General features: G+C 61.1%; 13 protein-coding genes. All 13 read right to left on the reverse strand.

All coding sequences use genetic code 11. The features are described from left to right. Positions 1-86 precede the first annotated feature (86 nt). Positions 87-461: a 50S ribosomal protein L7/L12 gene (gene rplL, locus HKD27_RS08010; RefSeq protein WP_041110858.1), complete on the reverse strand. Its 375-nt coding sequence runs from the start codon at positions 459-461 to the stop codon at positions 87-89. Positions 462-529: 68 nt separating this feature from the next. Continuing rightward, positions 530-1054, reverse strand: a complete 525-nt coding sequence (gene rplJ / locus HKD27_RS08015; protein ID WP_041110860.1) for a 50S ribosomal protein L10 — start codon at positions 1052-1054, stop codon at positions 530-532. A gap of 308 nt (positions 1055-1362) precedes the next feature. After that, positions 1363-2055 carry a 50S ribosomal protein L1 gene (rplA, locus tag HKD27_RS08020; protein WP_011251974.1) on the reverse strand — a complete coding sequence of 231 codons (693 nt, stop codon included), beginning with the start codon at positions 2053-2055 and terminating at the stop codon, positions 1363-1365. 4 nt (positions 2056-2059) lie between these two features. After that, positions 2060-2494: a 50S ribosomal protein L11 gene (rplK, locus tag HKD27_RS08025; protein ID WP_008852418.1), complete on the reverse strand. Its 435-nt coding sequence runs from the start codon at positions 2492-2494 to the stop codon at positions 2060-2062. 99 nt (positions 2495-2593) lie between these two features. Beyond that, on the reverse strand, positions 2594-4264 hold the full coding sequence (locus HKD27_RS08030) for an efflux transporter outer membrane subunit (protein WP_228518386.1): 1671 nt from the start codon (positions 4262-4264) through the stop codon (positions 2594-2596). Beyond that, positions 4264-5556 carry an efflux RND transporter periplasmic adaptor subunit gene (locus HKD27_RS08035; RefSeq protein WP_194689110.1) on the reverse strand — a complete coding sequence of 431 codons (1293 nt, stop codon included), beginning with the start codon at positions 5554-5556 and terminating at the stop codon, positions 4264-4266. The genes HKD27_RS08030 and HKD27_RS08035 overlap by 1 nt, the downstream gene beginning before the upstream one ends. Beyond that, entirely contained in the window at positions 5553-8720 is a 3168-nt protein-coding gene (locus HKD27_RS08040) for an efflux RND transporter permease subunit (RefSeq protein ID WP_194689197.1), read from the reverse strand. Before HKD27_RS08040 ends, HKD27_RS08035 begins: the two co-directional genes overlap by 4 nt. A gap of 170 nt (positions 8721-8890) precedes the next feature. Further along, on the reverse strand, positions 8891-10321 hold the full coding sequence (locus HKD27_RS08045; protein ID WP_370544254.1) for a sensor histidine kinase: 1431 nt from the start codon (positions 10319-10321) through the stop codon (positions 8891-8893). Then, positions 10308-11039 (reverse strand): response regulator transcription factor, encoded by a 732-nt coding sequence (locus HKD27_RS08050; protein ID WP_370543913.1) that lies wholly within the window; start codon positions 11037-11039, stop codon positions 10308-10310. Before HKD27_RS08050 ends, HKD27_RS08045 begins: the two co-directional genes overlap by 14 nt. 63 nt (positions 11040-11102) lie before the next feature. Further along, a complete protein-coding gene (locus HKD27_RS08055) occupies positions 11103-12335 on the reverse strand; it encodes a DNA recombination protein RmuC (protein ID WP_194689111.1) in 1233 nt (410 codons plus the stop codon). Between the two features lie 46 nt (positions 12336-12381). Continuing rightward, positions 12382-12627, reverse strand: coding sequence for a hypothetical protein (locus HKD27_RS08060; RefSeq protein ID WP_024717246.1), 246 nt, complete (start codon positions 12625-12627; stop codon positions 12382-12384). A gap of 146 nt (positions 12628-12773) precedes the next feature. Then, positions 12774-13949 (reverse strand): aminoacetone oxidase family FAD-binding enzyme, encoded by a 1176-nt coding sequence (locus HKD27_RS08065; RefSeq protein WP_194689199.1) that lies wholly within the window; start codon positions 13947-13949, stop codon positions 12774-12776. An 11-nt stretch (positions 13950-13960) separates the two neighbouring features. Then, a complete protein-coding gene (locus HKD27_RS08070) occupies positions 13961-14629 on the reverse strand; it encodes a glutathione S-transferase family protein (RefSeq protein WP_194689112.1) in 669 nt (222 codons plus the stop codon). Between the last annotated feature and the right edge of the window lie 48 nt (positions 14630-14677).

Genomic DNA, 14677 nt, shown 5'->3' on the forward strand with positions numbered 1-14677 from the left:
TCGGGCGGGAACCGCATGCGATCCCCGCCCCATCTGTCTGCCAGGCAGAGACTGCTCCGCGAACGGAGCAGCCTGAAGTCAGTGAATTACTTGACTTCGACCTTGGCGCCGGCGTCTTCAAGAGCCTTCTTGATCTTGGCAGCTTCGTCCTTGGACGCGCCTTCCTTGACGGTCTTCGGTGCGCCTTCGACCAGGTCCTTGGCTTCCTTCAGACCCAGGCCCGTGATGCCACGGACTTCCTTAATCACGTTGATCTTCTTGTCGCCGGCATCAGCCAGGACAACCGTGAATTCGGTCTGCTCTTCAGCAGGTGCAGCAGCAGCGCCACCGGCAGCAGCAGCAACTGCAACCGGAGCAGCAGCGGAAACGCCCCACTTCTCTTCGAGCATCTTGGAGAGTTCTGCAGCTTCCAGAACGGTCAGAGCGGACAGCTCTTCAACAATCTTTGCCAGATCGGCCATGGTCTTATCCTAAATTGATGTACTGTTGATCAGGTTCAAGGCCTACGCCGCAGCGCGGACCTTTATTCTCAGGCGGCTTCTGCTTCGCCGGCCTTGGCATAGGCACCAAAGACGCGAGCAAGCTGGCCAGCCGGCGCCTGGACAACACCTGCGATACGCGTGGCCGGGGTATTGATCATACCCACCAGCTTTGCGCGCAGCTCGTCCAGCGACGGCAGCTCGGCAAGGGCCTTGATTCCGTCGACGCCAAGCGTCTGGGAACCGAGGGCACCACCAAGCACCACCAGTTTGTCGTTCGTCTTGGCGAACTCGACGATCACCTTTGCCACCGATGCCGGGTCTTCGGACCACGCAAGCGCGGTCGGTCCCTTGAGCAGCGGCGCGATGCCGTCGAATTGGGTCCCATCCAGAGCACGGCTGGCCAGCCGGTTCTTCGCAACCTTGTATGTCGCCCCTGCCGCACGAATGCGTCGACGCAGTTCCGTCACATCGGCAACCGTCAGACCCTTGTTCTGGGTGACGACAACCATGGACGTGCTGCCAAACACATCGGCGAGGAACTCAACAAAGGCCCGTTTTTCCGTACGGTCCAAAACCTGTCTCCTCGTCAGTCCGGCTTTCACCGGACCAGGTTACCCATGGAACCGCCTCTTTCGAAGCAGTCCCGCTCGCCTGTCCACAGAAGTGAGCGAACCCAGCACATCGCAGCAGAGCCACAAAAATACTGTCGCCCCGTCTGACGCCCGCGATCCCGAAAGATCCTTAAGGCCCCGAAGGTCCACGTGCGGTCTTGGACAGGTTTGGAAGCAGCCCACCGAAGCGGGCCACCCCTTAGCCATCACACCCGAAGGCGTGACGTCATTTCGTGGTGGTCTTTCCCAGAAGGAAGACCACCTGTCAATCAGGCTTCGAAGCTCGCAACGTCAACGCGAACGCCCGGACCCATCGTGGAAGACAGGGCTGCCTTCTTCAGATACGTACCCTTGGCACCCGTCGGACGAGCCTTCTGAACGGCATCGACCAGAGCGTTGATGTTCTCGACCAGCTTGGCTTCATCGAAGGAAGCCTTGCCGACGCCGGCATGAATGATACCAGCCTTCTCGGCGCGGTACTCGACCTGACCGGACTTGGCTGCCGTGATGGCACCCTTGACGTCCATGGTCACCGTGCCGAGACGCGGGTTCGGCATCAGACCACGAGGGCCGAGGATCTTACCAAGACGACCCACGAGAGCCATCATGTCCGGCGTTGCGATGCAGCGGTCGAAATCGATTTCGCCAGCCTGGATCTTTTCAGCCAGATCTTCCGCACCAACAACTTCCGCGCCGGCAGCTAGGGCTTCTTCAGCCTTCGGGCCGCGGGCGAAAACGCCAACGCGAAGGGTCTTGCCCGTGCCGTTCGGCAGGGAGATCAGACCACGGACCATCTGGTCAGCATGACGCGGGTCAATGCCGAGGTTCAGCGAGATTTCGATCGTCTCGTCGAACTTGGCCTTGGCGTTGCTCTTCACCAGAGCGACGGCCTCGGACAGACCATACGGCTTGTTACGCTCGACAGTTGCCTGTGCGGCGGTCAGACGCTTGTTCTTGGCCATGATATCAGCCCTCCACCACGTTCAGGCCCATCGACTTGGCAGAACCGGCGAGCATGCGCACGGCACCGTCAATGTCGTTGGCGTTCATGTCCTTGAACTTCGTCTCAGCGATCTCGCGAAGCTGAGCCGTCGTCACGGAACCAACCGCAGCGGACTTGCCGACCGTCTGGCTGCCCTTGGAAATCTTGGCAGCCTTCAGCAGGAAGTAGGTGTTCGGCGGCGTCTTCGTGATGAAGGAGAACGTACGATCCGCATAGGCGGTGATGACCACCGGGATCGGCATGCCGGGCTCGAGTTGCTGGGTCTTGGCGTTGAACTCCTTGCAGAACTGCATGATGTTCAGGCCGCGCTGACCCAGAGCCGGACCAACCGGCGGAGAAGGATTGGCTTTACCAGCCGGGATCTGAAGCTTGATGTAGCCAACAACTTTTTTGGCCATATCCGGGACTCCCCTGTTTGTCGTTCCCGAACCGCGGTTCAACGGAGTCGGCCACGCCTCCTCCTCCCGCGTTCGAAGTGAGGCGGACCCCTAGACCAGTCAGGGCCGTCCCGTCAAGCCTTGCGGGACATTTGCCGATACCTGATCACCGCGCAGATCATTGTCCAGCGGGGAGGCATGACTGTCGATACCGTTCACGGGCTTCGGTGTCCGCAGATCCTTGTACTGGAGCGGACCGAACGGATCGATCTGCTTGATGCCCGGCAGGTCACTGGCGCTCCAGCCACCACCCAGGGCACGGACCAGACGCACGGAGGACTGCACCTGTGCCGTCTGGACATCAACCTCGGCCAGACGCGCCTGAAGGGCATCCTGCTGGGCCACAAGGGCATCAAGATAGTTCGACAGGCCGCCCGTATAGAGCGCCATGGTCATGCTCTGCGTGCGCAGCGCCGCATCCACGGCCTTCTGCTGCTGATCCTGGGCAATCTTGAACTGGCGTGTCTGCGTCAGGCCATCTTCGACATCCTGAAACGCGGACAGAACGACAGAGCGGTAATTGTCCACCATGCTCCGGTACTGCGACCAGGAGCGCTGAAGGGCTGCACGCCGCAGACCACCGGTAAAGGCCGGCTCGACCGCCTGAACCGCGATCTTCCAGAATGCTCGCGAGATGCTGGCGAGATCGAAACCGCCATCCTCGAAACCGCCTTCGGCACTGAACGTGATATGAGGGTAGAACGCGGCGCGTGACACACCGATGGCCCGGGCCGAGGCAGCCATCTGCCGCTCGGCAATGGCGATATCCGGGCGACGCTCAAGAAGCGACGCGGGCAGTCCCGCATTGATCTTCACGACCCCGAAATGCATTTTCACGTCCTTGACGGGCGCGATATGGAAACCTGCAGGGGCCGTGTTGAGCAGGACCGCAATCGCATGCTCCATGACGTTGCGTCGGGCGATCAGATTGCTCTTGCCCGCCTGCGCGGAATAGAGCTGGGTTTCCGCACGCGAAACATCCAGGCCGGCACCAATCGAACCCGCCTGACGCAGTTCCGTGATCTCGACCGCGGCACGGAAGTAGCGGATGGAGTCATCATAAACCGCGTTCTGGGCATCAAGCCCGCGCAGGGCGATATAGTCGGACGCCAGTTCCGCTTCCAGACTCAGCCTGGCCAGCGCGTACTGGCCTGCCGAAGCCTGCGCCAGGTTTTTCTGCATCCGCGTGGTGTTACGGATCGAGTTCCAGAAATCCGGTTCCCAGGTCGCAGCACCGCTATAGGCCTGATTGGACTCATAAACGAGACTGCTGCTCGTGGCCGGGTTGTTATACAGCCGGCCGAGGGAGCCCTTGTTGTCGCTCATATGAGCCGCGCCGGTCACCTGCGGATACAGACGGCTTTCCGTCTCGCGAGCCACATCGCGGGCCTGTGTGAAGGCTTCCGCCGCGGCCTGCAGATCGGGATTGACGGCCAGCATGCGCTTTTCGAGCCCATCGAGAATGGGATCGTTGAACATGGTCCACCAGTCACTGCGGACAACGCCATCCGCGGGCTGCGCATTGCCCATCAGCCCCTTCCCTTCCCATCCTTCGGGATAGAGGAATTTCTGGGGATGATATTCAGGCGACAGATCACATGACGCCAGTCCGATGGAGAACACGCCGGCCAGAGCTGTCGTGATTCGCCATCTGGAGCGGTTACGTCTGGAAGAAGCCGTGGTGGACTGAGATGACTGGAGCGGGGATGACTGGGAACATTCCGGTTTCATCAGCGAGATCCGGCCTCCTCAGGGTTTGCATCATGCTGACGGACAGGCTGCTGATCCGCATCCTGCTGCGCCTTGCTCGGCGTGTTGTATCCCGGCGTGGTCGGGACGATCTTGACTTCATCCCCTTCCAGCAGATCAGCAGTAGGGTTGGCAACCACACGGTCGTCTTTTGTAATACCGCTGAGGACCTGGACTGTCGTGCCAAAGTTGATACCGACGGTCACATTCACCAGGTGGGCGTGGTTATTGATGACCTTCGCCACCTGTGTTCCCTCGGCCCTGAAGATGATCGCGCCTTCCGGCAGAATCAGGATATTCGGATTGCCCGCGGCCGAAATATGCGCCGTCGCATAGGAGTTCGGCCACAGCAGATTGTCGCTGTTATCCAGCGTCAGCTCGGTCGTGACCGTACGGGTCGCGGCATTGAAGGCGTTGGCGGTTGCAAGGAACGTCGCCCGGAAGCGGCTTCCCGGATACTGCGGGACCGTCAGATCAGCTTCGATCTTCGGGGAAATGACGCTGGCGAAATCCTGCGGAACCGACACGAACACGCGCATCCGGTGCACATCGGCCACCGAGAACAGTTCGGACGCCGTGCCCCGTGAATTGAGATTGCCGCCGCCTGCGTTCACGTAGTCGCCCACGTTCACCAGACGCGACGTCACGATCCCGTCGAACGGCGCGACGATCTTCTTGAAGTCCTCAAGGGCCTGGAAGCGGTCCACATCATGACGCGCAGCTTCAAGCTCGGCTTTCTGGGCGGCGGCATTGGCAGCCTGCACGTCCACTTCCTGGCGCGACACGGCCTGTGTTCCCTTCAGGGCCGTCCAGCGCCTGGTCGTGATCAGGGCCAGATTGTACCGCGCCAGAATGACGTTGTAATGCGCCTTGGCCGCCTCGAACTGGGCGTCGATGCTCGGAGTGCTGATCTCCGCCAGAACGTCACCGCGTTTCACATGCGCGCCATAGTCCTTGTACCACATCTTCACATAGCCCGAGACCTGCGCGTAGATCGGCGCCTCGTACCAGGCCGCGAGATTGGCGGGCAGATCGACCTGCCGCGTCTTCGGACCCGGCTGCGGCGCAATCAGTGTGACGGGCGGAATGGCCGCGTCTTCTGTTGCGCCGGTCAGGGAATGATAATGCGTTCCCCGCTGCACGATCCCCCAGGCCGCCAGTGCGATCGCCAGCAGGATCACCACCAGCAGGACAAGCTTGCCACGCGTTCCAGAACCCGTGCGTGCCGGATGGTTTGTCGGAGGCACCTGCCCCTGATCCGCAGAATGGCTCACGCGCGGTCTCCTTCAGGCCCAGCAGGCCGCTTGTAATGAATAAGGGCAAAAACGCAGGGAACAAAAAGCAGGGTGGCAACAGTTGCCACGAGAAGCCCGCCGATCACCGCCTTGCCCAGCGGCGCATTGTCGGAATTGCTGATGGACATCGGGATCATGCCGATCATCATCGCCAGCGCTGTCATCAGAACCGGGCGGATACGTTCATAACCCGCTTCCAGCGCCGCCGTGATGGCATCGCCATGATGATCCATCCGCTCACGGGCGAACGACACCACAAGAATGGCGTTGGCCGTAGCCGTTCCCATGCACATGATCGCACCTGTCAGGGCCGGAACCGACATGGCCGTATGGGTCAGGAACAGGCTCCAGGAGATACCACCCAGAGCCCCTGGAAGCGCCGTGATGATGACGAACGGATCAAGCCAGGACTGGAAATTCACGACGATGATCAGATAAACCAGCACGATCGAGAGCGCGAGACCGCCGATCAGTTGGACATAGGCGTCATTCATCGTCACGGCCTGACCGCGGACCACCATACTCGATCCATGCGGCAGCAGCTTGCGCTCGTTGTCCACGATCCGGTTCACCGCCCTCGAGACAGTTCCCAGGTCCATATCTTCAGGCGCCGCATAAATATCGAAGACCGGCATGATGTTGTAATGCGCGATTTCCGCCGGTGTTCCGGTCTGCACCAGTTCACTCAGCCCCCCCAGAAGCTGAGGCGTTTGGTTGGTCGGGTTGCCGTCTCCCTTGTCGATCGGGAGGATTTCCAGATCGTTCATGGTCTGCAGATAGTTCGCAGGCGCCTGAACGTCGATCAGCTGCGATGTGCCCTGCGCATTCAGGTAATAGGTCTGACCGACCTGACCACTGCCGGACAGCGTGACCAGCGCGTTCAGCGCCACGTCCCGCTCGGTAATGCCTGTTCCCAGCGCAAAGCTTCGACGGTTATTCACCATGATGGTCGGCTGCGTCATCGGCTCCTGAATGGAGACATCCGTAATACCCGGAATATGGCGCAGTTTCTTGGCGAGCTGTGTGGCAAAGCGGAAGTTGTCGTTCAGATCACGTCCCACCACCTGCACGTCGATCGGGGACGGCAGACCGAAGTTCAGGATCTTGGCCGTGAGATCACCCGGCTGGAACGTGAAGATGGTGCCAGGGAAATCATTCGTCAGCCCCTTGCGGAGCGTCCTGCGGTATTCAGGGATCGGACTTTCAGAATTGCGAAGCTGGATCGTGATGTCACAGTCCTGCGCCCCCACAGTCGGAGACGGGATCATGGCCTGGTTCAGCTGACTGAATGGCAGACCACAGTTGTTCACGACATTGACCACCTGGCCCGGCAGCAGGCTGCGGATCCGACGCTCGGCCAGCCCGGCGATCTTGCCGGTCTCTTCAAGCCGACTGCCGATCGGCGCACGCATATGCATCTGCAGCGTCCCCGACTTGATCTCGGGAAAGAAGTCCTGCCCGATGAACAGCAGCAGCGCCATGGACGAGACCGCCGCCAGCAGGAACAGCGTCACGAAACGGCCACGGATCGAGATCAGGGTCTCGAGGATCGTCTTGTAATGCTCGCGGAAACTGTTGAACCGCGCCTCGAAACCCCGCTGGAAGCGGCCAAAAATACTCAGCTTGCGATTGTGCCATTCAGGGTCACGATGCATCCGCACCTGAGCCGCCAGCATCCAGTTCGCCATGGTCGGAACCAGTGTCCGCGACAGGATAAAGGATGCGATCATCGCAAAGATGATGGCTTCGGCCATCGGCATGAACAGCCAGCCGGAAATACCCGTCAGTTCGAACAGCGGCAGCCACACGATACAGATACAGGTCGTAGAGACGAAAGTCGGAATAACGATCTGGTTCGCGGCATCGATGATGGCGTCTTCGAGTTCCTTACCAGTCTCGAGATGCGCATCGATGTTCTCGATCATGACAGTCGCGTCATCCACGAGAATACCGACCGCCAGCGCCAGACCGCCCAGCGTCATCACGTTGATGGACTGCCCGGCAATGCTCAGCCCGATGATCGAGCACAGCATCGCCAGCGGAATGGACGTCGCCACAATCACGGTGGAGCGCCACGAACCCAGGAACAGCATAACCGTCAGACTGGTCAGGATAGCCGCGGTGATCATTTCACGCACCACGTCCACGACCGATTCCTTCACGAAGCTCGACGCATCGGTCAGGACATTCATTGTCGTTCCGGCCGGCAGCGTTGCCTCGACCTGTGGCAGAAGCTTCTTGATCCCGCTCACGACAGACAGCGTGGACGCATCACCGCTTTTGAGGATGACGATCAGCACCGCCTGCTGCCCCTTCACAAGGACCGCATTGATCTGTGGGGGCCCTCCTCGATGCACCCACGCGACATCGCGCAGATAGATCACGGAATTGCCGACCTGCTTGACCGGCATCTTGTTGAACACCGCCAGATCAAGGGGCGTCGAGTTCGTCTTCACCATCCAGTCGAGTTGGCCAATCCTCTGGTCACCGGCCGGCAGAACAATGTTCTGCAGGTTCAGCGCCGCGGCCACGTCCTCAGGCGAAAGCCTGTGGGCCAGCAACTTGATCGGATCGATATCCACCATGATGTCCGGAGCCAGACCACCATAGGGATTGGGAATGGCCGCCCCGGGCACGGAAATCAGCTCCGGCCGGATCAGGTTGGACGCCATGTTGTAGATTTCCGACCCGGACATGGTCGGATTGTTGACCTGCAATGTCAGGACCGGAACGGAAGACGCATCCATCGCCAGGATCAGCGGTGGAGTGGCACCGTTCGGCAACTGCTTGATGACCGTCTGGGAGACCGACGTGATCTGCGTCTGCGCTACCGCCGTATTGGTCCCCGGCTGGAAGAACACCTTCACGATACCGCGCCCGTAATAAGACGAGCTTTCGATATGTTCGATGTTGCTGACGGTCGCTGTCAGGGCACGCTCGTAATAATAGACGATACGTCCGGACATGTCGTCAGGCATCAGACCCGTATAGGACCAGATAACGGCCACGATCGGGATCTTGATCGAAGGAAAGACATCCGTCGGCGTGGAAACGATGGCCCTGACCCCGAAGATCAGGATCATGATCGACAGAACAACGAAGGTATAAGGCCGCTTCAGCGCGGTAACGACAATGGCATTCATGCGGTCAGACAACCCCTTGGGGCTCTTCCTGGTCCGGTCATTCTCAACGGGTGTCCCCTTGCAAATTGATCCGAGTCATATCCATCGAGACCCAGACGACAAGGAAAATTCTGTTTAAATATCAAGACACACGGCAAACATTGACATAGTACGACACATTCAAGCACTTTTCAGACAGAGGCCGGCGGCGCGAAATGAATGGTGAAAACCGCTCCGGGCAGCGCCTGGCCGGGATGGGCGGAGACGATATCCACTGAAGCTCCGTGCAGCCGCAGGATCGCCGAGACCAGACTCAGCCCCAGCCCGCTTCCCGGGACATGACGGCTTTTATCCGAACGATAGAACCGGCCCATGACGGCCTTGCGCTCATCCTCGGCAATGCCGATCCCCGTATCGGCAACCTGAAGCCAAGTCGCCCCGTCAGGCCCCTGCCCCGCACTCAGCCGGACCGTTCCCGGCGCAGGCGTAAACTTGATCGCATTGTCCACGAGATTGGCCAGAACCTCGTTTAGCAGATCCTTGTCTCCGAAAAGCGGCACCGGTTCATCCGAATCCAGCACTTCCAGCGTAACACCTTCGGTCTCGGCGATGGGCTCATACAGATCCACCACGCCGGCCAGCAGTTCGCGCAGATCCAGCATGGCAAACCCCGCCCGGCGGCGGCCATTCTCGATCTCGCCGATCCGCAGCAGGGCCGTGATAACGGAAAAACACTGTTCGAGATCCAGCGTCGCCCGCTCGATCGCCCCCTGAAGCGCGGCCGGGTCGTTCGTGATGGCCGAAACACGCTCCAGCCGCGCCTTCACCCGTGCGAGAGGCGTCCGCAGATCATGGGCAATATCGTTGCCCACATCCCGGATCTCGTCGAGCAGATGTTCCAGCCGGTCCAGCATCCGGTTGACCGAGACCGCAAGCCGCTCGATGTCGTCGCGCTCGCGGCCGGTCGGCAGGCGCTCGTGCAGATCGCCATCCATGATGCGGTCGATCGCCTCATGCATGTCCTTGATCCGCCCCAGCGCCCGGTGGCTCAGGAAAATCCCCGCCATCAGGGCGAACACCACGACCGGCACCACGGACATCAGCGCCGCACGCTTGGTGATATAGCGCAGTTCATTGGCCATGTGCAGCGAACGGGCCAGAACCAGAATACGGTCGCGGTTGCCGTTCGTCCCTTCGACTTCAACGGCCAGATATCGCATTTCGTAGGGCGTATCCCCCGGCGGCGCATCCCACAGACGCTGCGTCTTTGGAGAGACTTCAAGCCCGACCGGCCATTTCTTGATGTCACCTGCAATCCGGTTACGGCTCATGTCGAACAGGGCCGCCCCGTTGAGGATCACGCGCAGATCGGTCTTGCTGCGTTCGCGGACTTCATACTCAAGCTGGGCCGGAGATTCATGAACCAGCTGATCGGCCTCACGCTGGAGAAGATCCGTCGAGCGTTGCTGCTCGTATCCGCTCATCTGGCCATAGACGAGTCCGAACTGCAGCGCCATTCCGGCAATGATCGCCACAACAAAGGCCAGTGTCAGCCGGAACGTGGCCGTGCGGAAAAGATCAGCCTGAAAGATTTCGGAAACGCGCAGGTCAGCCCGGGACACGCAGACTGAACCCGGCACCGCGGATGCTGTGAATGAGCGGCGGTTCACCCGCCAGATCAATCTTGCGACGCAGCTTCCCGATATGAACATCCACCAGGTTCGTCTGCGGAACGAACCGGTAGTTCCAGACGTCCTCCAGCAGCATGGTACGCGTCAGCACGGTGTCGGGACGGCGCATCATGTATTCCAGCAGCCGGAACTCCCGCGGCAGGAGATCGATTTCCTGCCCGTTGCGGAATACCCGGCGTTCGATCAGATCCATTTCAAGCGGGCCGACCCGGAGCATCGTCACGCGGCTGTCCGTCGGACGGCGCAGCAGCGCTTCCAGACGTGCCGCCAGCTCTTCCATGGCGAAGGGTTTGGTGAGGTAGTCGTCTCCGCCTGCCTTGAGGCCGCTCACGCGGTCATCCACCGCCGAAAGCGCGGAGAGCACCAGAACGGGAATGTTGATCCGCTGGGCGCGCACGCTTTCAATGACGGTCAGCCCGTCCAGCTCCGGCAGCATGCGGTCCACGATCATCAGATCGAACTGCCCCATGCAGGCGTGATCCAGCCCCTCGACACCTGTCGCGGCGCGCGTGACCTCATAGCCACGGGTCGTGAGTTCCTCGGCGACCTCGGCCGCAATGCTGTCGTCATCCTCGATCAGCAGGAGCCGGGGAGAGGATCCGACAGTGCGCTCGGGCACCCCATGTTCTTGTACGGACGTCATGGTCATGATCCTCACATGAGGCACTCCCCCATGTCATCCAATTAAAATCGGTCTTAAAGGGGAAAATGTTCAGGGGCCGGCCGGTTCGTCCAGCGCCTCTTCCATTTCATCGGCCGTTCCATCCAGAGCCCGCAACCTGCGCCCAAGCACGCGCGTCCGGCGGCGGGCTTCCTCGATCGTATTCCCCATCGTCCCGGCATTGCGATGCAGCTTCTCCAGAACCTGATCCATCCGCAGCATTTCCTGCCGCGTTGCCCCCAGAAGCCCGGCGATCGCCTCCGTCCGCTCCTCAAGCGTCAGCGTGACATATCCCAGATGCACGGTCCGCAGCATCGCGGGCAGCAGCGACGGCCCCATCACCATCACCCGATACAATCGGCCGATCTCGTCAATCACGCCAGGCATGCGGGCAATTTCAGCATAGAGCCCGTCCGTCGGCAGATACAGCACGGCAAATTCGACCGTCACCGGCGGCAGGATATATTTGGACGCGATCTTCTTCGCCTCGAACCGGATGACATTTTCCAGTTCCCGCCGGGCCTGCCGTTCGGCCAGTGCGTCGCCTGCTTCCGAAGCATTCAGTAGACGTTCATAGGCTTCGGTCGGGAACTTGCTGTCGATCGCAAGGCGTGGTGGCGCCTCCGTTCCGCGCACGGGCATTTTTACCGCGAATTCGACATTCTCGCCTGCCGTCCCAAGACGGAAATTCGTGTCGTAGCTGCCTTCGGGGAGAATATCGTCCAGAATGGCCCGGCACTGCGCCTCGCCCCAGCCACCGCGTGTCTTCACATTGGAAAACAGCCGCTTCAGATCACCGATCTGCGCTGTCACACTCGTGACCTCGCCCAGCGCCTTCTGCATGGCGCTGAACTGCTCCACCACGCGCTGGAAGCTGGTCTGCATCTGCTTTTCGACAGCACCATGAAGCTGTTCGTTCACGGTCGCACGAATGCGCTCGATCTGTTCGTTCTGGCTCTGCGCCATCTCGCGCAGTGCATCGGACAGCAGGAGCCGTCCCTCGGCCTGATCCTGCCCCAGATTACGCGCCAGCGTGCTCAGACGCTCGCTGGTCTCCAGCCGGAACTGGTCCAGCCGCCCGGACAAGACACGCTCCACTTCCGACAGATGCGCCCGGTGATATTCGACGTCCTGTGAGCGCTCCTGCGCCTCACGCTCCAGCAGACGCTCGAACCGGCCACCGCCATTGCCGCCCCGCAGAACAGCCAGAAATGCGACCAGCAGCGCTACAGCCGCCACGATCCAGGGAAGAAACTGCGCCATTCCGGAAATATTCTCCTGCATGGCGCAGTCCTACCCCCTCAGCACAACGGGGCCAATGGCCGGTGTCTTACGGCTGATGGATATTCCCGTAAGACGCGGCACCAAGACCCGGGCACGAGCACGGAGCGCCAAGCGGAACCTGCGTCGGCATCTTGCAGGTGTAGATCCCCGCCTTGCAGGTATAGCCATATCCCGCGATGGGCGTGCCCGGCGCGACGGGACCGGACGCCGCCGTGCCGACACAGGCGCCAAGCCCCAGAAAGGACAGACCGGCAGCAGCACGCAGAACATGACGGAAAACGGAACGAGACATTTCGATGTGTCCTTGATCGGCCAGTTTCAGAAAACCGGAATTGGAAAAGCGGAAACGGATCGCCACCTCATCGGTTGCCGCGTGATCGGACGTCAGGATGGCAATCCTGTGGCAAAGACACGCTGACGCCCCGGACTGGTGAGCGACTAACGATGTCCGGCCGCCGCGCGCCCTGCTGCAACGCCACTCGCCCAGGCCCACTGGAAGTTGTGACCGCCCAGCCAGCCCGTCACATCCACGGCCTCCCCGATCGCATATAGCCCCGGAATGTCCCGGGCCTCCAGCGTCTGGGACGACATATCCCGCGTATCGATCCCGCCACGCATGACTTCCGCCTTGGCGTATCCTTCCGTGCCGGCGGGGCGAAGCTGCCAGTTTGACACACGCTCGGCCAGTGCCTTGATCGCGCGGTCCGGCTGGTTCGCCAGCATCGTGTCCCCCAGCCCGGCAGCCAGAACGCGGGCCAGCCGCTGGGGCAGTGCTTCCAGCAGACTCGGCGGCAGGGCCTTCGGACGGTCTTTCTTGACCTTCAGCAGCACGTTCAATGCATTCTGCCCCGGCAGAAGATCGATCTGCGCCGCCTCCCCGGCTTCAAGATAGGATGAAATCTGCAGGATCGCCGGGCCGGACACGCCCCGATGGGTGAAGACCATTCCGTCTTCAAACCGCGGCCCCTTCTTGCCCACGCGCGCCACGATCGGCAGCGACACGCCCGCCAGCTCCGGATCAGCATCTGCCAGAACCAGCGGCACGAGCGCAGGCGCTGGCGGCACAACCCGCAAACCGAATTTCCGCGCCAGCCGCAGCGACAGGTCGGACGCCCCCAGCTTGGGAATGGACAGCCCACCCGTCGCAAGAATCACCGCCCCGGTCCGGATCTCGCCCCCATCCGTGACGACGATGAAGCCGTGCTCCGCCTGCCGCACATCCAGAATGCGGGTTTGCATCCGCAACTCACACCCGGCGGTCCGGCATTCCGAGACCAGCATGTCCACGATCTGCCCGGCCGAGCCGTCACAGAAGAGCTGCCCGCGCGCCTTCTCATGCCAGGCAATGCCGTAGCGGTTCACCAGCTTGAGAAAATCCTGCGGCGTGTATCGCGCCAGTGCGGAACGCGGGAAATGGCGGTTCTGCGAGATGAAACAGTTGGGGCCGGTCTCGAGATGCGTGAAATTACACCGGCCGCCGCCCGAAATCAGGATCTTGCGTCCCGGCTCCGGACCGTGGTCCAGAACCAGGACCCGTGCCCCGTTCTGACCGGCCGTCGCCGCAGCCATCAGCCCCGCTGCACCGGCTCCGAGCACAATCACATCGGGGTTCATCATGGCGGCTCTCAGAAATCCAGATTGGCGTAATGCGCCGGCGGCGTGATGCCACTGACCTTGTCAGACAGCAGCCCCCGGAAACAGGGGCGCGACTTTACCCGCGCATACCAGTCCTTCGCCGCAGGTGCTTTGGACCAGTTCACGTCCCCGATGAAATCCAGCGCCGACAGATGGGCCGCGGCCGCGAAATCGGCGAGCGACAGCGCAGGCCCCGCAAGCCAGGACCGCGTCTCCGCCAGCCAGCCGATATAATCAAGGTGAAAGCGCATGTTCGCATAGCCGGCCCGCAGCGCATTGCCGTCCGGGTGGCCGCGTCCGAACTGGCGTTTGTCGACCTTTTCGCCGAGCAGGTTGCGGGTGACCTCCTGCGCGAAACGGGTGTCGAACCAGTCCACGAGCCGTCGCGTCTCGACGCGGTCGGCGAAAGTACGCCCAAGAAGCGGTGTATCGGGATAGGCGTCTTCGAGATATTCGCAGATGACACGCCCGCCCGGCACGGCCAGACCATTTTCCTCAACCAGCACGGGCACCTCGCCCGCGGGATTGAGATGCAGGAATTCCTCACGCTGTTCCCAGACCCGCTCGATGACGGGTTCAAACGGGAGTCGCTTCTCGCTAAGGACGAGCCTCACGAGACGGCATTGCGGAGAAAGTGGAAGGTGATGCAGGATACGCATTGCCACTTTCTAAGTCAGCCGATACCCGCTCACAAGAGCCTCACCGAC

The organism is Gluconobacter sp. R75690 (genome assembly GCF_015244525.1).
Taxonomy (GTDB): Bacteria; Pseudomonadota; Alphaproteobacteria; order Acetobacterales; family Acetobacteraceae; genus Gluconobacter; species Gluconobacter potus.

Coding starts and splice junctions, on each gene's coding strand:
- rplL (WP_041110858.1), bottom strand. CDS start 461: ATGGCCGATCTGGCAAAGATTGTTGAAGAGCTGTCCGCTCTGACCGTT.
- rplA (WP_011251974.1), bottom strand. CDS start 2,055: ATGGCCAAGAACAAGCGTCTGACCGCCGCACAGGCAACTGTCGAGCGT.
- rplK (WP_008852418.1), bottom strand. CDS start 2,494: ATGGCCAAAAAAGTTGTTGGCTACATCAAGCTTCAGATCCCGGCTGGT.
- HKD27_RS08030 (WP_228518386.1), bottom strand. CDS start 4,264: ATGAAACCGGAATGTTCCCAGTCATCCCCGCTCCAGTCATCTCAGTCC.
- HKD27_RS08040 (WP_194689197.1), bottom strand. CDS start 8,720: ATGAATGCCATTGTCGTTACCGCGCTGAAGCGGCCTTATACCTTCGTT.
- HKD27_RS08050 (WP_370543913.1), bottom strand. CDS start 11,039: ATGACCATGACGTCCGTACAAGAACATGGGGTGCCCGAGCGCACTGTC.
- HKD27_RS08055 (WP_194689111.1), bottom strand. CDS start 12,335: ATGCAGGAGAATATTTCCGGAATGGCGCAGTTTCTTCCCTGGATCGTG.
- HKD27_RS08060 (WP_024717246.1), bottom strand. CDS start 12,627: ATGTCTCGTTCCGTTTTCCGTCATGTTCTGCGTGCTGCTGCCGGTCTG.
- HKD27_RS08065 (WP_194689199.1), bottom strand. CDS start 13,949: ATGAACCCCGATGTGATTGTGCTCGGAGCCGGTGCAGCGGGGCTGATG.
- HKD27_RS08070 (WP_194689112.1), bottom strand. CDS start 14,629: ATGCGTATCCTGCATCACCTTCCACTTTCTCCGCAATGCCGTCTCGTG.